This is a genomic window from Martelella sp. FLE1502 (genome assembly GCF_053484255.1).
Genome location: NZ_JBAKFQ010000006.1, coordinates 75480 through 93378, shown reverse-complemented (window position 1 = coordinate 93378; position 17899 = coordinate 75480). Strand labels below are relative to the sequence as shown.

Here is a 17899-nt window from a genome sequence, read left to right as displayed (position 1 = left end):
CTAACATCACGATCACCCATAATCAATCATTGTGAAGATAATATGTTATCTTTGAGTGTGATTTTGTGAAGTGAGCACGAACACCCGATCAAGCCACGCTTTGCCCGAACCGCGCTTTTGCTCTATCAGGATGCGGATGCGAAGCAGGACCGCTGAGACATGAAGGACGAAGCCAGGGCGCTGCCCGTCACCGCCGTGCTGGAGCCGCTGACGGCGGCGCTGAACAGCCATGGCCGGGCGGTTTTGTCCGCCCCGCCCGGCGCCGGCAAGACCACGCTGGTGCCGCTGCACCTGCTGGAACATGGCCCGCTAGGCAAGATCATCCTGCTGGAGCCGCGCCGGCTTGCCGCCCGTGCCAGCGCCTTTCGCATGGCGGCACTTCTCGGCGAGGAGCCCGGCGGCACCGTCGGCTACCGCATGCGGCTCGATACGAAAATCTCTGCAAAGACCCGCATCGAGGTGGTGACCGAGGGCGTGTTCGCGCGCATGGCGCTGGACGATCCTGAGCTTGCCGGCATTTCGACCGTGATCTTCGACGAATTCCACGAACGCTCGCTCGATGCCGATTTCGGGCTGGCGCTCGCGCTCGATATCCGCGCGGGCCTGCGCGAGAACCTGAATGTGCTGGTGATGTCCGCGACGCTGGATGTCGCCCGGATCGCCGCCCTGCTCGGCGACGCGCCGGTGATCGAGAGCAAGGGCAGGGCCTACCCCGTCGAGCTCCGCTATCAGGCCCGGCCGCCGCAATCGCGCATCGAGGATAGCATCGCCGATGCCGTGCGCGCCATGCTTACGACCGAAAAGGGCTCGATCCTCGCCTTCCTGCCGGGTCAGGCCGAAATCCGCCGGACCGCTGAGCGGCTGGAGGGAAGGGTGGGGGAAGACACCGACATCGCCCCGCTCTACGGCAATCTCACCCGCGCCGAGCAGGATGCGGCGATCAAGCCCGCGCCGGCGGGCCGCCGCAAGGTGGTGCTCGCCACCTCGATCGCCGAAACCTCGATCACCATCGACGGCGTCACGATCGTCATCGACAGCGGATTGCAGCGCCAGCCCGCCTATGAGCCGGCGACCGGCATCACAAGGCTGGAAACCGTGAAGGTGTCGCGCGCGGCAGCCGACCAGCGCGCCGGTCGCGCCGGGCGAACCGCGCCGGGAATCGCATTGCGGCTCTGGCACGAGGGCCAGACGGCGGCCCTTGCCCCCTTCAACCCGCCGGAAATCATGAAATCCGATCTCTCCGGCCTGGTTCTCGACCTCGCCCATTGGGGCGTCACCGACCCAGCGCAGCTTGCCTTTCCCGACCAGCCGCCCGCGCCGGCCCTTGCCGAGGCGAGGAAATTGCTGGCAGCCCTCGGCGCGCTTGGCGACGACGGGAGGCTGACCGAAACCGGCGAGCGCATCCGCGCGCTGTCGCTGCCGCCGCGCCTTGCCGCCATGGTGATCGAAGCCGGCCGCACCGGCCATGCCCGCGACGCCGCGCGGCTTGCCGTGCTGATGAGCGAGCAGGGGCTTGGCGGTCCAAGCATCGATCTGTCGGAGCGGCTGCGCCGGTTTTCCGCCGACCGCTCTCCTCGCGCCGAGGCCGCGCGCGGCCTTGCGGACCGGATTGCGAAGGTGGCGGGCGACGGGCGTGCGGACGGCCCGTTCGACCCCGGCGAAGCGCTGATCCACGCCTTTCCCGACCGCATCGCGATGGCGCGTGGGGGTCGCGGGCGCTATCTGATGGTAAACGGGCGCGGGGCGGAGCTTGCCGAGGACGATCCGTTGGCCGGCCAGGATTTTCTGGTGATCGCCGATCTGACCGGCTCGGCCGCGGGCGGGCGCATACTCGCCGCCTGTCCGCTGTCGCGCGCGGTCATCGAGGCGCAGCCGGGGATCGAGGCGCTGGAGGAATGCGTGTTCGACCGCGACAGCCTGTCGGTGCGCGCGCGCCATGTCCGCCGGTTGGGCGCGCTAGTGCTTTCAGAGCGTGCGGTGAAAAGGCCCGCGGGCGAGCAGGCGGCCGAGGCCCTTGCCGAGGGGCTGCGCCAGCACGGACTGGCGCTCATCGATTTTCCGAAGGAGGCGGCGCATCTGAGAGAGCGCATCGGCTTCCTCCACCGCAAGCTCGGCCCGCCTTGGCCGGATGTCAGCGATGACGGATTGCTCGAAAGCCTCAAGACCTGGTTCACGCCTTTCCAGACCGGCCAGACATCGCTCGCGGCGGTTACGCCAAAAAGCCTGACGGATGGTCTGAAATCGCTGCTGCCCTATCCGCTCGCCGCCGATCTCGACCGGCTGGCGCCCACCCATTTCACCGCGCCCACCGGCGACCGGCTGCCGATCCGCTATGATGGCGACGAACCGGTGCTGTCGATCCGTGTGCAGATGCTTTACGGGCTGAAAGCGCATCCGACGATCGCAGGCTCCGTGCCGCTGCTTCTGGAACTGACCTCGCCCGCCGGAAGGCCGATCCAGACCACACGCGATCTGCCGGGTTTCTGGTCCGGGTCGTGGAAGGATGTGCGCGCCGATATGCGCGGGCGCTACCCGAAACATCTCTGGCCGGAAAACCCGGCCGAGGCCGAAGCAACGCGCCGGGCAAAACCGCGCGGAACGTGACAGGAGAACCGCCATGAGGGCGCCGGAATTGCTGGAGAAGGAACGCCGCCGCAGCCTGCGCCTGCAGACGCTGGTGCGGCTGCGCTGGCTGGCGGTCGCGGGCCAGACCACGACCGCAACCTTCGTGGCCTTCGGGATCGACTTCTCGATGCCGGTCATCCCCGTCTTCGCGCTGATCGCCGCGCTCGCCCTCGGCAATCTGATCCTGACGCTGCGCTACCCGGCAACGCAGCGGGTGGAACCGCGTTTCGCCTTCGCCCTGCTCGGCTTCGACCTAGCCCAGCTCACCGCCCTGCTTTACCTGACGGGCGGGCTTGCCAATCCGTTCGTGCCGCTGATTTCGGTGCCGGTGATCATTTCCTTCACGGCGCTGCCGCTGCGCCACGCGATGGCGCTTCTGGTGCTGGCCGTCGCGGGCGTTTCGCTGCTGGCAATCGAGCCGTTTCCGCTGCCCTGGTATGAGGGACTTTCGCTTCAGATCGAGCCGGTGCTGAAATTCGGCATATGGATCGGGATCGTCTCGATGCTGAGCTTCGCCGCCTTCTACGCCCACCGGATTTCGCTGGAGGCCGAGCAGATCTCGGATGCGCTGGCGGCCACCGAACTGGTGCTGCAGCGCGAGCAGCACCTTTCCCAACTCGACGGTCTGGCCGCCGCCGCCGCCCATGAACTGGGAACCCCGCTTGCGACGATTTCGGTGGTGGCCAAGGAGATGGCGCGCGCGCTCGGCGACGACCCGGACCATGGCGAGGATGTGCAGCTTCTCGTCAGCCAGAGCCAGCGCTGCCGCGACATTCTTTCCCGGCTCGCCTCGCTTTCCAAGGAGGACGAGAGCCATATGCGCCGGCTGCCGCTGTCCTCGCTGCTGGAGGAGGCCGCCGCCCCCCACCGGCCGTTTGTCGCGGAAATGGAGATCAGCATTGACGGCGACGGCCCGGAACCGGTCGGCCAGCGCAATCCGGCGGTGCTTTACGGCCTCGGCAACATCATCGAAAACGCGGTCGAGCATGCCGGACGGACGGTGAAAATCGAGGCGCGCCATGATGCCACGCGCGTGACCATCACCGTCAGCGACGATGGCGGCGGCTTTGCGCCGGATATTCTCGCGCGCATCGGCGATCCCTTCGTTTCGGACCGCCAACCCGATCGCGAGGAGGGCAACCGGGCCGGCGGGCTGGGCCTCGGCATGTTCATCGCCAAGACGCTGCTGGAACGCGCCGGCGCGACGCTCGCCTTCGAAAACCATGGCGGCGCCCGCATCACCATTACCTGGCCGCGCTGGCGGATGGAGACGGAGTGAGCACAGGGGCGATCGCCGCTTCTAAAACCGACCCGCGATCCATGCGGCAAGGCGGTCGGCGACGTCGGTCTTGTCCATATCGGGCCAATCCTCCGCGCCATCCTTCGTCACCAGCGTGACGCGGTTGCGCGCACCACCCATGACGCCCTCTTCGGACACGTCATTGGCGACGATCAGGTCGGCGCCCTTGCGGGCGAGCTTGTCGCGGGCATAGGCGGCGACATCATTGGTTTCGGCGGCGAAACCGACGACCAGCGCCGGGCGCTGCGGATGATGGCCGACCGTTTTCAGGATGTCCGGATTTTCAACGAGCTTCAGCGGCGGCGGGGCCTCGCCGGGCTTCTTCTTCATCTTCTGCGCGGCCGCATCCTCCGCCCGCCAGTCCGAGACCGCCGCGACCATGACCGCGATATCGGTGGGGAGCGCCGCCTCCACCGCGGCGAGCATCTCGCGCGCGCTTTCGACATGCACGGTGGTGACGCCTGCTGGATCGGCGATATTGACGGGACCTGCGACCAGCGTCACCTCCGCGCCGAGCCGGGCAAGGGCTGCGGCAATCGCGTGGCCCTGCCGGCCGGAGGAGCGGTTGGCGATATAGCGCACCGGATCGATCGCTTCGACCGTCGGACCGGAGGTCACGATTGCGCGCCTTCCAGCAAGCGGCTTCGGCGCTTCTGCGAAAAATGCTTCGACGGCGGCGACGATTTCCAGCGGTTCGGCCATCCGGCCAGTGCCGGCCTCGCCGCGCTCGGCCATTTCGCCCGCCATCGGGCCGATGGTCATGACGCCGTCACCGATGAGCGTTGCAAGGTTGCGCGCCGTTGGCGCTGCGGACCACATCTTCGGGTTCATCGCGGGCGCGATCATCACCGGGCAATCGCGCGCCAGAAGCACCGCGCCGGCGAGATCGTCGGCGATGCCGGCCGCCATCTTCGCCATCAGGCTGGCGGTGGCAGGGGCGACGACGATCAGGTCATGCTCGCGGGCGAGGCGGATATGGCCGACATCCTGCTCGTCCTCGCGCGAGAACAGATCGGTGAACACATGCCCGCCGGAAAGCGCGCCGACGGCAAGCGGCGTAATGAATTCCTGTGCCGCCGCGGTCATGATCGGGGTCACCGCCGCGCCGCGCTCCTTCAGCCGGCGGATCAGGTCGAGGCTTTTATAGGCCGCGATGCCGCCGGCGATGATCAAAAGGATGCGTTTTTCCTGAAGCGACATGAGCGTGCTTTCCCTACCATTCTGCCGCTATCATTAGCATGGATGCAGCGCCGGAAAACCTCCCTTGAAGGGCGGGAGCCTGGCCGGAGAAAAATTCGTCTTCTGGACCGCCGATTGAAGCCACAGAAAGAAAAAATCTTCTACAGATTTCGTTGGTCCCGAACGATTGCGGGTCTATCACGCCTGTCGAAACGGGGTTGGACGAGATGAAAATTATCGAGACGGAAGCATTCAAGGGGCTGACGGCAACGCGCCGACTTGCCATTCGCGACGTCAAGGCGGCGGCGGCGGAGCTATCGCCGCAGATCGAAGGCGAGGCCGCGGCCTGCGGTCTCGCGATCGCCGGTCCATGGATATTCATCGCGCAGAACCTGCCCCATGACGGCAAGACGCTGTTTGATTGGACGATCTGCTGCCCGGTGACGGCGCCCGACGGATACCGCCATCAGGGCGAGTTCACGCTCACGGCATTCGAGCCGATCATCGTTGCGACCACCACCTATCAGGGCACGATGCGGGGTCTGTTCACGAAGGGCTACGCGCCGCTTGTGGAAGAGATCGAGTACTCCCGCCATGTCTTCTCTGGCGAGAGCCGGGAAATCTATCATGCTTGGAACGGCGCCAAGGCCGGCTATCACCGGATCGAGATTCAGTTCGGCCTTGCACGCTGAAGGCGGCGCGGCCCGTTTCAATAAGCCGCGCCGGGTTTCAGTTTACTTCGAAAAATCGAGCGCCCGGTCGCCATCCTTATCCTTAACCCGCGTCGGCAGGCCGATCTGGTTCAGGATGTGCAGGAACGGCTTGGGCGGCAGTTCCTCGACATTGGCCATGGTCTTCACATCCCACTCGCCGGTGGCCACCAGCATGGCGGCGGCAACCGGGGGAACGCCGGCGGTGTAGGAAATGCCCTGCGAGCCGACCTCGTTATAGGCTTCCTTGTGGTCCGACACGTTGTAGATGAATACTTCCGCCGGCTTGCCGTCCTGGGTGCCCTTGACGAAATCGCCGATGCAGGTGTTGCCGGTATAGCCGGGCGCAAGCGATGAAGGATCGGGCAGCACCGCCTTGACCACCTTGAGCGGCACCACTTCCTGGCCGTCGGCAAGCTTCACCTTCTGCTCCGACAGGAGGCCGAGGCTTTTGAGCACGGTGAAGACGTTGATGTAGTGATCGCCGAAGCCCATCCAGAAGCGGACATTGGGCGAGCCCATGTTTTTCGCCAGCGAGTGGATCTCGTCATGGCCGGACATATAGGCCTTCTGCTTGCCGACCACAGGCAGATCGAATTCATGGCCGATCTCGAACATCTTGTTCGTGGTCCATTCATTGTTCTGCCAGGCATAGACCACGCCGGTGAACTCGCGGAAATTGATCTCCGGATCGAAGTTCGTCGCGAAATACTTGCCGTGGCTGCCGGCATTGATGTCGACGATATCGATATCGGTGATGTCGTCGAGATAGTCGTCCTTGGCAAGGCGCGCATAGGCGTTGACGACGCCCGGATCGAAGCCGGCGCCGAGGATCGCGGTCACGCCCTTTTCAGCGCAGCGGTCCTTGCGCTTCCATTCGTAGTTTGCATACCACGGCGGGGTTTCGCAGATTTTGTCAGGCTCTTCGTGGATGGCGGTGTCGATATAGGCCGCACCCGTTTCAAGGCAGGCTTCCAGCACCGACATGTTCAGAAACGCCGTGCCGACATTGATGACGATCTCGACGCCGGTCTCCTTGATCAGGCCGACGGTTGCCGGAATATCGAGCGCGTCGAGCTGGTGCGCCTGCAACACGCCCTCCTGCTTCAGCGCCTTCTTTTCCATGATGCTTTCGATGATCGCATCGCATTTCGCCTTGGTGCGCGAGGCGATGTGGATATCGCCGAGCACATCATTGTTCTGGGCGCATTTATGAGCCACCACCTGGGCGACGCCGCCGGCGCCGATAATCAGGACATTCTTCTTCATCAGGACAACGTCTCCGGTTTCGTCCGTTGTGGCCGCTGGGCCGGTGAAAAATCAAACGTCACGACAGGCTCGCGACATAATCCTCATAGCCGAACTGGCGCACGGGACGGATGGTTCCATCGAGCTCCCGATGCGCGATCGCCGGCATTTTAACGCCATTGAACCAGTTCTTCTTGACCATCGTATAACCGGCGGCGTTTTCGATCGAAAGACGATCGCCGACCCTGACCGGCTGTTCGAAGGAAAATTCGCCGAAAATATCGCCCGCAAGGCAGGACTTGCCGCAGATCATCACCTTGTGGGGACCGGTGTCGGGCAAAATCGTGGCGCGCTCGCGGTAAATCAGCAGATCGAGCATATGGGCCTCGATCGATGAATCGACGATGGCGAGATCCTTGCCGTTGTTGAGCGTGTCGAGCACCGTCACCTCCAGCGTTGCGGCACCGGTGATCGCCGCCTCGCCGGGCTCCAGATAGACCTGGACGCCGTATTTTTCCGCAAACGCCTTCAGCCGCGCGGCGAGCCTTTCCAGCGGATAGTTCTCGCCGGTGAAATGAATGCCGCCGCCGAGGCTTACCCAGTCGAGCCGCGACAGAAGATGGCCGAACCGTTCCTCGATCACGCCGAGCATTTCATCGAAACGCGCGAAATCCTCGTTTTCGCAATTGTTATGAAACATGAAGCCCGAAACCTTGTCGAGCACCGGCTCGATCACCGCCGGATCATGTTCGCCAAGCCGCGAGAACGGCCGGGCGGGATCGGCAAGGTCGAAATCCGAGCTCGAGACCTGCGGATTGACGCGGAGCCCACGGATCCTGTCGGCCGACCGCGTCTCAAACCGGGTGAGCTGACTGACCGAATTGAAGATGATCTTGTCGCAATTCTCCAGAACCTCGTCGATCTCGTTTTCGCCGTAAGCCACCGAATAGGCGTGGGTCTCGCCGCCGAATTTCTCGTAGCCGAGCTTGACCTCGTAGAGCGAAGACGAGGTGGTGCCGTCCATATACTGGCTCATCAAGTCGAACACCGACCAGGTGGCGAAGCATTTGAGCGCGAGCAGGGCCTTCGCGCCGGAGGCTTTGCGCAGCCAGGCAATCTTTTCCATGTTCGCCGTCAGGCGCTGCTTGTCGATGAGATAATAGGGCGTTTGCATCGGCGTGACCTCTTCCAGGCGGCGTCAAAGAAGCGCCCGGGCGCAACGGGCTGTCGGGGTCTACATATTCAAGCGGACGGTAAAATCAACCTCGAAGCGGAAGGGTTACGGGAAAAGGATCGCGAAGAGGGGAAGGGTGGGGCCCCCATCAGCCCTTCAACAGATAACGCGCCGCGTCCTCGTCGGTGATCAACGCGTTGATCTGTCCGCCGCGGACGGCCGCGCGGATGGCGCGATGCTTGCGCGCGCCGCGGGCGAGGCCAAATACCGTGGTATCCTCATGAACGGGGATCGGAATACTGGCGACGCGCTGGTTGATCGGGTGGTCCAGAAGTTCGCCATTATCGTCGAAGATCCAGCCGCAGATTTCGCCGGCGGCGCCGGCGGCAAGCAGTTCCTCCATCTCGCCGGCGGTCAGGAAACCATCGACCAGCAGGGGCGCGTGCTGGCCGAGCTCGCCAATGCCCACGAATGTCGCATCCGCCGTTGCGCCAAGCTCCAGCGTCGGCTTCACCAGCGGCTGGGCGTGAAACAGGATGCGCTCCTCGGGCGTGGATACCAGAACCGGCAGCGGCATCGGAAAATGGCGGGCATTGATGGCGTCGGCCATCAGGAAGATGACGTTGTAATAGGCCGCAGAGCCATCCGGGCTGATATTGCCGGTCAGCGAGACGATCCGGTGCTGCGGGCAGTCCATCGGCGGCAGCTGCTCAACGGCGGCGCGCAGCGTACGCCCCGTGCCCATGGCAAGCACGGTCGGCTCCGTCCGCTTCAGCCAGCGCTCGATTTCGGCGGCGCCTTCCTCGGCAATGCCGGCGACGGAACTGTCGGAGCCCGGATCGCTCGGCACCACCACCGCCTGTTTCAGCCCGAATTCCTGCTGCAAAGCACTGGACAATGCCAGACATTCGGCGATCGGATGGTCAAGACGGACCTTGATCAGCCGTTCCGACATGGCCAGCGACACGAGGCGCTGGGCGCTCTGGCGGGAAATGCCCATGGCGGCGGCAATCTCGTCCTGGGTGCGGCCGGCGACGTAATAGAGCCAGCCGGCGCGCGCCGCATCGTCAAGACGGGAGGTTTTGCCGGTTTTCTTCGCCATTGCGGGGCCGCCATCTTCCTTCGTTGAGCCTTCGTCAATCCGTGTAACCTTAGTGCCAGCAATGCCTGAAGGGAACCAGTCCCGAAGCGCTGCGTCAATCATTCCCCGTATATCGGGCAAGCTGAAATCACCGCCCCGGCTTGTCGGTCGGGGGGCAAAGACGATAAAAGCGGGCAGCGGCCGTTTCGCGCCGTGTGAACGGATCGGGAAAAGCCGCCATTTCCAGGTGGCGGGCAGCGAGGAATTCATGAGCAAGCGTATCGTTTTCACCGGCGGCAGCGGCAAGGCCGGCCGCGATGTCATTCCCTATCTTCTGGACAGGGGTCACAGCGTCCTCAATCTCGACCTGAAACCGCTCGACCATCCGGGCGTGAATACGCTCACCACCGATCTGACCAAGAGCGGCGAGGTTTTCAACGCGCTGTCGATGCATTTCGGCTTCGATGGCTATGAGAGCGGCCAGCTGCCGAAGGCGCCGGACGCGGTCGTCCATTTCGCCGCCGTGCCCCGCGTGCTGCTGCAACCCGACAATGTGACCTATGAGACCAATGTGGTCTCGACCTACAATGTCATCGAGGCGGCGATGAAGCTTGGCGTACGAAAGGTGATCATCGCTTCCAGCGAAACCACCTATGGCGTCTGCTTCACCGAGGGCGACAAGGATTTCAAGTCGTTCCCGCTGGAAGAGGACTACGATGTCGACCCTATGGACAGCTACGGGCTTTCCAAGGTCTGCAACGAAAAGACCGCCCGCGCGTTTGCCATGCGTTTTGGCGCCGACATCTACGCGCTCAGGATCGGCAACGTGATCTCGCCGGAAGACTACGTCAATTTCCCGGGCTTCCTCGCTGATCCGCCCTCGCGCAAGCGCAATGCCTGGAGCTATATCGACGCCCGCGATCTCGGCCAGATCGTCGATCTCTGCCTTGAGAAGGATGGCCTCGGCTTTCAGGTGTTCAACGCCACCAACGACACCATCACCGCCAACGAACCGACAGCAAGCTTCCTCGCCAAATATGCTCCCAACACGTCGATCACCCGCGAACTGGACGAATACGAGGCCCCGCTCTCCAACCGCAAAATCCGCGAGGTTCTGGGGTTTCGGGAGGAACATGACTGGCGTAAGTATGTGAAATGAGGCGCGGGGAAAAAACAACGGCTGTCGCATATGGCTTGACCGCATAGCCCCCCAATCTTCTCGCCCCGGAGGGGAGAGATGTCGCGAAAGCGACAGTGAGGGGGGAGTATTTCCCCGCGAACGCCCTCACGTTTTGAGATGCTGCGCCACCCTCACTGCCCCTTTCGGGGCCTCTCTCCCGCCAGCGGGAGAGAGTATTGGGTGCAAGCCGCTACGCCATATGCGGTTCGCCTGCCCTCAAGGGGGAGATCAGGCGCGGCAAGCCGCCGCGCCCGCTACTCCACCGCCACCGAATTCCACAGCGCCTTGTCGCCGATCTCGGCGACCATTTTCGCGTGGGCCTCCAGCTCTTCGGGATGGACGCGCGGCGCAAGCGGGCGGGGGCGGACGAGGGGGGGGAGTTTGCGGACATTGCCGTCGGCGTCATACTGGTCGCCATCGCCGGCATTGACGAGCCGGAACGCCGCCTGCCGGCCGCCCGACATCTCGATATAGACTTCCGCCAGCAGCTCGGCATCGAGCAGCGCGCCGTGCTTGGTGCGGTGGGCGTTGTCGATCGCATAGCGCTTGCAGAGCGCATCAAGGCTGTTGGGGCCCATCGGATGCTTGCGCCGCGCCAGCGCCAGCGTGTCGAGCACCATGTCATCGGCGATCGGGCCCTTGCCCAGCCGGCCGAGTTCAACATTGATGAAGCCCATATCGAAGGACGCATTGTGGGCGATCCAGCGCGCACCGTCGAAAAAGGCCAGAAGGTCATCGGCGATTTCCGAGAATTTCGGCTTGTCCTGCAGGAATTCATCCGTGATTCCGTGCACCTGCAGGGCTTCCGGGTGCACGGTCTTGCCATCGGCATTGATATAGACGTGGAAGGTGCGGCCGGTCGGAAAATGGTCGATCAGTTCGACGGCGCCGATCTCGATGATCCGGTCGTCATTCTTGTCCATGCCGGTGGTTTCGGTATCGAAGATGATATCGCGCTGCGCCTTCATCAGATGCTGTCCCTCGTGCTGTCCCTTGTGGCCCGCGGGCCTCGTTTTTTCAGGTCGGCAATGATCGCGGTTACCGCCGCGCGCGCCGCGTCCATGCCATGTCCGGTATCGACAGTATAATCGGCACGCGCCCGTTTTTCGCTATCGGGGAGCTGTTGTTTCAGCACGGTTTCCAGTTTTTCCACTGTCATTCCCGGCCGCGAGAGCACGCGTTCGCGCTGAATTTCCGGATCGCAGGTGACGACCACGACATAATCGACATCGCGTTCGCCGCCGGTCTCGTAAAGCAGCGGCACATCGAGAACCGCGATCGGCGCGCCGGCCGCCTTCGCCTGTTCCAGGAAGGCGCGCCGTTCTTCGCGCACCAGCGGATGGACGATCGCCTCGAGCCGCTTGAAGTTTTCCGCCTTGCCGGCAAGCGCGGCGCTGAGCTTTTGCCGGTCGATCGCGCCGTTGACGGTGACGCCGGGGAAGGCGGCTTCCACAGGTTCCACCGCCCGGCCGCGGTAAAGCCGGTGCACGACGTCATCGGCGTTGAAGACCGGCATCCCGGCCTCGGCGAAGAAACCCGCCGTGGTCGATTTCCCCATGCCGATCGATCCGGTGAGGCCGACCAATATCATGCGGTTTCCCCAAGGTCGGCGAGGATTTCGGCCATCAGCCCGTCATCGACCTCAGGTGTCCTACCGAACCATTTCTCGAAACCGGGCACGGCCTGATAGAGCAGCATGCCGATGCCCTCTGCGGTTCTAAAGCCCTGTTGTTTGGCCTGTTTGAGGATCGGGGTTTCGAGCGGCACATAGACGATATCGGCGACGATCGCGTTTTCATGCATCGGCGAAAAATCGAAATCCGGCACCGCGCCGCCCTTCATGCCGAGCGAGGTGGTGTTGACGAACAGGCCCGCGCCTTCCATCACCGCTTCGAGATTGTCCATGTCGTGGGCATGGACCCGATCGCCGAGCCTGAAGGCGAGTTCGGAGGCGCGCGCCAGCGTGCGGTTGACGATATGGACATGGGAAAAGCCGCGATTCTTCAGCGCCAGCACCACGGCGCTGGCGCCGCCGCCGGCACCCAGCACCACCGCGCGCTCGGCATAATCCCAGCCGGGGTGGAGCGCATCGAGACTGCTGGCAAAGCCGAAGCCATCGGTATTGGTGGCGTGGATGCGGCCGTCCTCGACCCACAGCGTGTTAGCAACGCCGAGCGTCGTTGCAAGCTCGTCGCGCTCGTCGGCAAGCTCGAAGGCTGCGGCCTTGTAGGGCATGGTGACATTGCAGCCGACATAGCCGGGCTCGCCGGAGCGCAGCTTCTCCATGAATTCGCCGATCGCGCCGGGCGCGACATCCTGGCGGACATACTCTCCGTCAATGCCGTATTTCTTCAGCCAGTAGCCATGCACCAGAGGCGAGCGCGACTGATCCACCGGATGGCCGATAACGCAGGCCCTTGGCTTTGCCGTTTCACGTGAATCACTCATCAATCGCTCCCAGTTTGCGCAAGCCCTTCAAAAGCGTCAGCATCGGCAGGCCCAGTATCGTGAAGAAATCGCCCTCGATTTTCGAAAACAGTTGCACGCCCGGCCCTTCGAGCTGGTAAACGCCGGAGGAAAAAAGCACGTGGTCCGGAAGCAGCGCGAGATAGCGCTCGATCGCCGCATCATCGAGCGTGCGCATGGTGAGCCGCGCCGTCTCCGCCGCCTCGAACAGGATTTCGCCGTTTCTGACAATCGCGAATGCGCTGATCAGCGAATGGCTTTTGCCCGAAAGCCGCTTCAGATGATCGCGGGCCTCCTCCCGGCTTTCCGGTTTGGAATAGGGCTGGCCTTCGAATTCCATCACCTGGTCGCCGCCGATCACAAACGCATTTTCCGCCCGCGTCGAAACATCGAGCGCCTTTTCGCGCGACAGCAGGCCCGCCAGGAAGGCCGGTGTTACACCCTCTTTCAGATAGGGGGCCTCGATGGCGCGTTCGTCGACATCGGGCTTTACGGCGGTGAAGGCGAGGCCGGCATTCTCGAGCAGGGACCGGCGGGACCGGCTGGTGGAGGCGAGCACGATCGCGGGTCTTTCATCGGTGGCGTTCATATTTCTCCCTCAGGCTCTTCAGCCGCGCTGGTGTTTCAGGGCGAGGATGGCGGCGGCCGTCTCCTCGATCGAGCGGCGGGTGACGTCGATGATCGGCCAGTCATTGCGGGCGGCCAGCGAGCGGGCATATTTCAACTCCTCGGCAATGACGGCGCGGTCGGTATAATCGCTCTTGCCATGATCCCCGCCGGCGCCGAATTCGCGGAACTCGCGAACCTGCGAAATCCGCCCGGTCGAAGCGATCAGGCAGACGATCAGCGGTTTTTGCGCACGATAGAGACTGTCCGGCAGCGCCACGCCGGGCACGATCGGGATATTGGCAGCCTTGACGCCGCGATTGGCGAGATAGACGCAGGTCGGCGTTTTCGATGTCCGGCTGATCCCCAATATGACGATATCGGCCTCGTCATAGGTCTCCGGCATCTGGCCGTCATCATGCTCCATGGTGAAATTCAGCGCCTCGATGCGGGCGAAATAATCCTCGTTGAGGCTGTGCTGGGCCCCGACCCGGCGTTGCAGCGTGGTGCCGAGATAGGATTGGAACACGGCGGCCACCGGCTCCAGCACATTGACGCTCGGCACCCCCATATCGCGGCACATCTCGTGGATCAGGGCGGAAAGCTCCTCGTTGACCACTGTATAGAGAACGATGCCCGGCGCTTCATCGATCGCGCGCAGGACGGTGAGCAACTGCTTGCGGCTTCTTATCAGCGGATAGACATGCTCGATCGGCTCATGGCCGCCGAACTGGGCGGAAACCGCGCGCCCGGCCGAGATCAGCGTTTCGCCCGTCGAATCGGAGATCAGATGCAGGTGAAAGAAATTTTTCCGGTTTTCCACGATGTCCTTCGCCTGCTGTTCATAACGCTGGAGAAACCGGGATGAAAAATCTTGTCCGGGTTTCGCCTGTGGGAAGCGGGAACGTTTATCCACATATGCTCAAATACGGAAAGCATGAAATCCAGCCTGTTGAAAACGGGGACAAAGCCGGCCGCCGCACCGCTTTTGCCTGGGTTTTACACAGGGTTTCAGCTTTGCGCCAGAGCCGGAAGGCGCTGAATCCATTGAGGTGAGCGGCGCAATCCCCGGTCTGCCGGAATCCGGGTGCCGAAAATTGTCTGTCCGAAACTGGAAACCGTGGAAATGACTCATGACCGCGGCAAAAGCTTTAATCCTTGATCGTCACAGACTCTAAGAAATAAAAGAAACCGAATAGAACAAGATTCATTTAGAGGCGAGGCTGGGGATATGGCGAAAAGGGCACTGGAGCGGGTGCTGGATGGCGAGACCGTAAACCCGCCGCCGATCTGGCTTATGAGACAGGCAGGGCGCTATCTGCCGGAATACCGTGCCGTGCGGGAGAAAGCCGGCGGCTTTCTGAACCTCTGCTACAATCCCGATTTTGCAACGGAAGTGACGTTGCAGCCGATCCGGCGGTATGGCTTTGACGCGGCGATCCTGTTTTCCGATATTCTCGTCATTCCCGATGCGCTGAAGCGCAATGTCCGCTTTGAGGCAGGGGAAGGACCGAGACTCGATCCGATTGACGCAGAGGGCATCATGGCTCTTGAAAAGAGCTATGACGCAGTCAGGCTCGATCCGGTCATCGAAGCGGTGAAGCGGATACGCCGGGAGCTGCCGGAGGAAACGGCGCTGCTCGGCTTTTGCGGCGCGCCCTTTACGGTGGCGACCTATATGATTGCCGGGCGCGGCACGCCCGACCAGGCGCCGGCGCGGCTGTTTGCCTATCGCCACAGACGCGAATTTTTGAGGCTGCTCGACTACCTCGCCGATCTCTCGGCCGATTACCTGATCCGCCAGCTTGAGGCGGGTGCCGGCGCGGTGCAGATATTCGACAGCTGGGCCGGCGTTCTCGGAGAACAGGATTTTGCGGATTTTGCCGCGGCACCCGTCGCACGGATCGTTGCGAAGGTGCGGTCAGCGCATCCGGGTGCCAAGATCATCGCCTTCGCCAAGGGCGCCGGGCCAAACCTTTCCACCTACAGGGCAAAGACCGGCGCGGATGCGATCGGCCTCGACTGGACAGTCCCGCTTTCCGTCGCCAGGGACCTGCAGAAGGACGGGCCGGTGCAGGGCAATCTCGATCCGCTTTCAGTGGTCGCCGGAGGCGATGCGATGAAAAGCCGCGCCCTTGCCATTCTGGAAGCCCTTGCGGACGGGCCGCTGATCTTCAATCTTGGCCACGGAATCACGCCCGAGGCCGATCCCGAGCATGTGGCGGCGCTGGTGCGGCTCGTCAGAGGCGAAGAATAGACATATAAGGTCCGGGGAGGACGCAAAGTGGCAGATCAGAACAACGCCGGCAGCAAGGCGGCAGGACGGGCAATGACGGCGCTGCTGGTGTTTCTGGCCCTCTGTCTTGGCATCTACATCTTCGACCGCGACAACTTCTATCTCTGGGCCAAGGCAATCCATATTATGGCGGTGATCGCCTGGATGGCGGGCATGTTCTATCTGCCGCGCCTGTTCGTCTATCACACCGACACGACGCCCGGTTCCGAGAGTTCGGAAACCTTCAAGGTCATGGAATACCGGCTGATGAAGGCGATCATCAACCCGGCCATGATTCTGACATGGATCTTCGGTCTATACCTCGCCTGGGAGGGTTTCCGGTTTTCCGGCGGCTGGCTGCATGTCAAGATTTTCGCGGTGTTCCTGCTGTCGGGCGTCCATGGCTATCTCAGCAAGGCGATGAAGGATTTTGCGGCGGACAAGCGAACCAAGAGCGCGAAACACTGGCGGATCGTGAACGAGGCGCCGACCGTTTTGATGATCATTATCGTCATAATGGTGGTTTTGAAGCCGTTTTAATCATTTGATGAACGGATTCGGCCGGTTTTGGCGATAAAAATGCGGTTTTTGCTCTTGTAACGACAGCGGCAAATCAGTATCTTCCGGCCACTCATCCAAAAGGCTGTGCGAAAGTATCCCCCTTTGCCAATCCGAATTGGCACTGCTCTACCAGCGCAACCGGCCTTGCTATCATCATGACAACATCACGGTTTTCTTCATGTCTCAAATGAAGCTTCAGGAACTGAAGAGTAAAACGCCTACCGATCTCCTTGCCTTTGCCGAATCCGTCGAAGTCGAGGGCGCGAGCACGATGCGCAAACAGGAACTCATGTTTGCCATCCTGAAAATGCTTGCCGCCCAGGACGTCGAGATCATCGGCGAGGGCGTTGTCGAGGTCCTTCAGGACGGTTTCGGGTTCCTGCGTTCGGCCAATGCCAACTATCTTCCTGGCCCGGACGATATCTATATTTCGCCCTCCCAGATCCGCCGCTTCGCGCTGAAGACCGGCGACACTGTTGAAGGGCCGATCCGCGGACCGAAGGAGGGCGAGCGCTATTTCGCCCTGCTCAAGGTCAACACCATCAATTCCGACGATCCGGAAAAGATCCGTCACAAGGTCCACTTCGACAATCTGACGCCGCTCTATCCCAATGAGCGCTTCAAGATGGAGCTCGACAACCCGACCTCCAAGGACAATTCGGCCCGCGTCATCGATCTGGTGGCGCCGCTCGGCAAGGGCCAGCGCGGTCTGATCGTCGCCCCGCCGCGCACCGGTAAAACCGTGCTGTTGCAGAATATCGCCCATTCGATCACCGCCAACCACCCGGAATGTTTCCTGATCGTGCTGTTGATCGACGAGCGGCCCGAGGAAGTGACCGACATGCAGCGTTCGGTCAATGGCGAGGTGGTGTCCTCGACCTTCGATGAACCAGCCGTTCGCCACGTGCAAGTCGCTGAAATGGTTATCGAAAAGGCAAAACGCCTGGTGGAGCACGGCCGCGATGTCGTGATCCTGCTCGATAGCATCACCCGTCTTGGCCGCGCCTATAACACCGTTGTGCCGTCCTCCGGCAAGGTGCTGACCGGCGGCGTTGACGCCAATGCGCTGCAGCGCCCCAAGCGCTTCTTTGGTGCGGCGCGTAATATCGAGGAGGGTGGTTCGCTGACGATTATCGCAACCGCGCTGATCGACACCGGCAGCCGCATGGACGAGGTGATCTTCGAGGAGTTCAAGGGCACCGGCAACTCGGAAATCGTTCTCGATCGCAAGGTCGCCGACAAGCGCATCTTTCCGGCCATGGACATTCTCAAGTCCGGCACTCGCAAGGAAGACCTGCTCGTGCCGCGCCAAGACCTGCAGAAGATCTTCGTCCTCCGCCGCATCCTCGCCCCCATGGGCACCACGGACGGCATCGAATTCCTGATCGACAAGCTGAAGCAGACCAAGAACAACGCCGAATTCTTCGAGTCGATGAATACCTGAGCGGGGCGGGGGCCGGGCGAGTTTTGTCTGGCCGAGGCCTATCTGCAACT

Annotated in this window: 17 protein-coding genes; 8 read left to right on the top strand and 9 right to left on the bottom strand. The window is 62.5% G+C overall.

Going from position 1 to position 17899, the window contains the following annotated elements; genetic code table 11:
• The first annotated feature begins 159 nt into the window (after nt 1-159).
• The gene (gene hrpB / locus V6767_RS07485; RefSeq protein WP_448472885.1) at nt 160-2604 is read left to right on the top strand and encodes an ATP-dependent helicase HrpB; all 2445 of its coding nucleotides are present in this window, start codon (nt 160-162) and stop codon (nt 2602-2604) included.
• A 13-nt stretch (nt 2605-2617) separates the two neighbouring features.
• Nucleotides 2618-3904: an ActS/PrrB/RegB family redox-sensitive histidine kinase gene (locus V6767_RS07480; protein WP_448472884.1), complete on the top strand. Its 1287-nt coding sequence runs from the start codon at nt 2618-2620 to the stop codon at nt 3902-3904.
• Between the two features lie 21 nt (nt 3905-3925).
• On the opposite strand, the gene coaBC is transcribed toward V6767_RS07480, so the two are convergent.
• Nucleotides 3926-5125, bottom strand: coding sequence for a bifunctional phosphopantothenoylcysteine decarboxylase/phosphopantothenate--cysteine ligase CoaBC (gene coaBC / locus V6767_RS07475; protein WP_448472883.1), 1200 nt, complete (start codon nt 5123-5125; stop codon nt 3926-3928).
• A 206-nt stretch (nt 5126-5331) separates the two neighbouring features.
• Here coaBC and V6767_RS07470 point away from each other — a divergent pair, with 206 nt between their 5' ends.
• Nucleotides 5332-5796: a hypothetical protein gene (locus tag V6767_RS07470; protein WP_448472882.1), complete on the top strand. Its 465-nt coding sequence runs from the start codon at nt 5332-5334 to the stop codon at nt 5794-5796.
• Nucleotides 5797-5838: 42 nt separating this feature from the next.
• On the opposite strand, the gene V6767_RS07465 is transcribed toward V6767_RS07470, so the two are convergent.
• From V6767_RS07465 to V6767_RS07455, 3 genes are all read right to left on the bottom strand, one after another.
• Complete coding sequence (locus tag V6767_RS07465; RefSeq protein WP_448472881.1) at nt 5839-7083, bottom strand: saccharopine dehydrogenase NADP-binding domain-containing protein; 1245 nt, start codon at nt 7081-7083, stop codon at nt 5839-5841.
• A 58-nt stretch (nt 7084-7141) separates the two neighbouring features.
• Nucleotides 7142-8236: a carboxynorspermidine decarboxylase gene (nspC, locus tag V6767_RS07460; protein WP_448472880.1), complete on the bottom strand. Its 1095-nt coding sequence runs from the start codon at nt 8234-8236 to the stop codon at nt 7142-7144.
• 148 nt (nt 8237-8384) lie between these two features.
• Nucleotides 8385-9338, bottom strand: coding sequence for a sugar-binding transcriptional regulator (locus V6767_RS07455; RefSeq protein WP_448472879.1), 954 nt, complete (start codon nt 9336-9338; stop codon nt 8385-8387).
• Nucleotides 9339-9585: 247 nt separating this feature from the next.
• Here V6767_RS07455 and V6767_RS07450 point away from each other — a divergent pair, with 247 nt between their 5' ends.
• On the top strand, nt 9586-10476 hold the full coding sequence (locus V6767_RS07450; RefSeq protein WP_448472878.1) for an NAD-dependent epimerase/dehydratase family protein: 891 nt from the start codon (nt 9586-9588) through the stop codon (nt 10474-10476).
• 275 nt (nt 10477-10751) lie between these two features.
• On the opposite strand, the gene dnaQ is transcribed toward V6767_RS07450, so the two are convergent.
• From dnaQ to V6767_RS07425, 5 genes are read right to left on the bottom strand one after another with little or no spacing between them, the layout of a single operon-like run.
• Nucleotides 10752-11465, bottom strand: a complete 714-nt coding sequence (gene dnaQ / locus V6767_RS07445) for a DNA polymerase III subunit epsilon (protein WP_448472877.1) — start codon at nt 11463-11465, stop codon at nt 10752-10754.
• Nucleotides 11465-12088 (bottom strand): dephospho-CoA kinase, encoded by a 624-nt coding sequence (gene coaE / locus V6767_RS07440; RefSeq protein WP_448472876.1) that lies wholly within the window; start codon nt 12086-12088, stop codon nt 11465-11467. Before coaE ends, dnaQ begins: the two co-directional genes overlap by 1 nt.
• Complete coding sequence (locus V6767_RS07435; protein WP_448472875.1) at nt 12085-12945, bottom strand: shikimate dehydrogenase; 861 nt, start codon at nt 12943-12945, stop codon at nt 12085-12087. The genes coaE and V6767_RS07435 overlap by 4 nt, the downstream gene beginning before the upstream one ends.
• Nucleotides 12938-13552, bottom strand: a complete 615-nt coding sequence (locus V6767_RS07430; protein ID WP_448472874.1) for a Maf family protein — start codon at nt 13550-13552, stop codon at nt 12938-12940. Before V6767_RS07430 ends, V6767_RS07435 begins: the two co-directional genes overlap by 8 nt.
• 18 nt (nt 13553-13570) lie before the next feature.
• On the bottom strand, nt 13571-14392 hold the full coding sequence (locus V6767_RS07425) for a pyruvate, water dikinase regulatory protein (RefSeq protein WP_448472873.1): 822 nt from the start codon (nt 14390-14392) through the stop codon (nt 13571-13573).
• Between the two features lie 41 nt (nt 14393-14433).
• Here V6767_RS07425 and V6767_RS07420 point away from each other — a divergent pair, with 41 nt between their 5' ends.
• The 4 genes from V6767_RS07420 (at nt 14434) to rho (ending at nt 17849) form a co-directional block, all read left to right on the top strand.
• Nucleotides 14434-14625 carry a hypothetical protein gene (locus V6767_RS07420; protein ID WP_448472872.1) on the top strand — a complete coding sequence of 64 codons (192 nt, stop codon included), beginning with the start codon at nt 14434-14436 and terminating at the stop codon, nt 14623-14625.
• Between the two features lie 175 nt (nt 14626-14800).
• On the top strand, nt 14801-15826 hold the full coding sequence (gene hemE, locus V6767_RS07415) for a uroporphyrinogen decarboxylase (protein ID WP_448472871.1): 1026 nt from the start codon (nt 14801-14803) through the stop codon (nt 15824-15826).
• A gap of 27 nt (nt 15827-15853) precedes the next feature.
• Nucleotides 15854-16384, top strand: coding sequence for a protoporphyrinogen oxidase HemJ (gene hemJ / locus V6767_RS07410; RefSeq protein ID WP_448472870.1), 531 nt, complete (start codon nt 15854-15856; stop codon nt 16382-16384).
• A 199-nt stretch (nt 16385-16583) separates the two neighbouring features.
• Entirely contained in the window at nt 16584-17849 is a 1266-nt protein-coding gene (gene rho / locus V6767_RS07405; protein ID WP_448429988.1) for a transcription termination factor Rho, read from the top strand.
• The last annotated feature ends 50 nt before the right edge of the window (nt 17850-17899 follow it).

Excerpts from the sequence above, each read along its gene's own strand:
- coaBC (WP_448472883.1), bottom strand. The coding sequence starts at position 5,125 with ATGTCGCTTCAGGAAAAACGCATCCTTTTGATCATCGCCGGCGGCATC.
- V6767_RS07450 (WP_448472878.1), top strand. The coding sequence starts at position 9,586 with ATGAGCAAGCGTATCGTTTTCACCGGCGGCAGCGGCAAGGCCGGCCGC.
- V6767_RS07420 (WP_448472872.1), top strand. The coding sequence starts at position 14,434 with ATGAAAAATCTTGTCCGGGTTTCGCCTGTGGGAAGCGGGAACGTTTAT.
- V6767_RS07470 (WP_448472882.1), top strand. The coding sequence starts at position 5,332 with ATGAAAATTATCGAGACGGAAGCATTCAAGGGGCTGACGGCAACGCGC.
- hemE (WP_448472871.1), top strand. The coding sequence starts at position 14,801 with ATGGCGAAAAGGGCACTGGAGCGGGTGCTGGATGGCGAGACCGTAAAC.
- nspC (WP_448472880.1), bottom strand. The coding sequence starts at position 8,236 with ATGCAAACGCCCTATTATCTCATCGACAAGCAGCGCCTGACGGCGAAC.
- V6767_RS07435 (WP_448472875.1), bottom strand. The coding sequence starts at position 12,945 with ATGAGTGATTCACGTGAAACGGCAAAGCCAAGGGCCTGCGTTATCGGC.
- dnaQ (WP_448472877.1), bottom strand. The coding sequence starts at position 11,465 with ATGAAGGCGCAGCGCGATATCATCTTCGATACCGAAACCACCGGCATG.
- hrpB (WP_448472885.1), top strand. The coding sequence starts at position 160 with ATGAAGGACGAAGCCAGGGCGCTGCCCGTCACCGCCGTGCTGGAGCCG.
- rho (WP_448429988.1), top strand. The coding sequence starts at position 16,584 with ATGTCTCAAATGAAGCTTCAGGAACTGAAGAGTAAAACGCCTACCGAT.
- V6767_RS07480 (WP_448472884.1), top strand. The coding sequence starts at position 2,618 with ATGAGGGCGCCGGAATTGCTGGAGAAGGAACGCCGCCGCAGCCTGCGC.
- V6767_RS07455 (WP_448472879.1), bottom strand. The coding sequence starts at position 9,338 with ATGGCGAAGAAAACCGGCAAAACCTCCCGTCTTGACGATGCGGCGCGC.
- V6767_RS07465 (WP_448472881.1), bottom strand. The coding sequence starts at position 7,083 with ATGAAGAAGAATGTCCTGATTATCGGCGCCGGCGGCGTCGCCCAGGTG.
- coaE (WP_448472876.1), bottom strand. The coding sequence starts at position 12,088 with ATGATATTGGTCGGCCTCACCGGATCGATCGGCATGGGGAAATCGACC.
- V6767_RS07430 (WP_448472874.1), bottom strand. The coding sequence starts at position 13,552 with ATGAACGCCACCGATGAAAGACCCGCGATCGTGCTCGCCTCCACCAGC.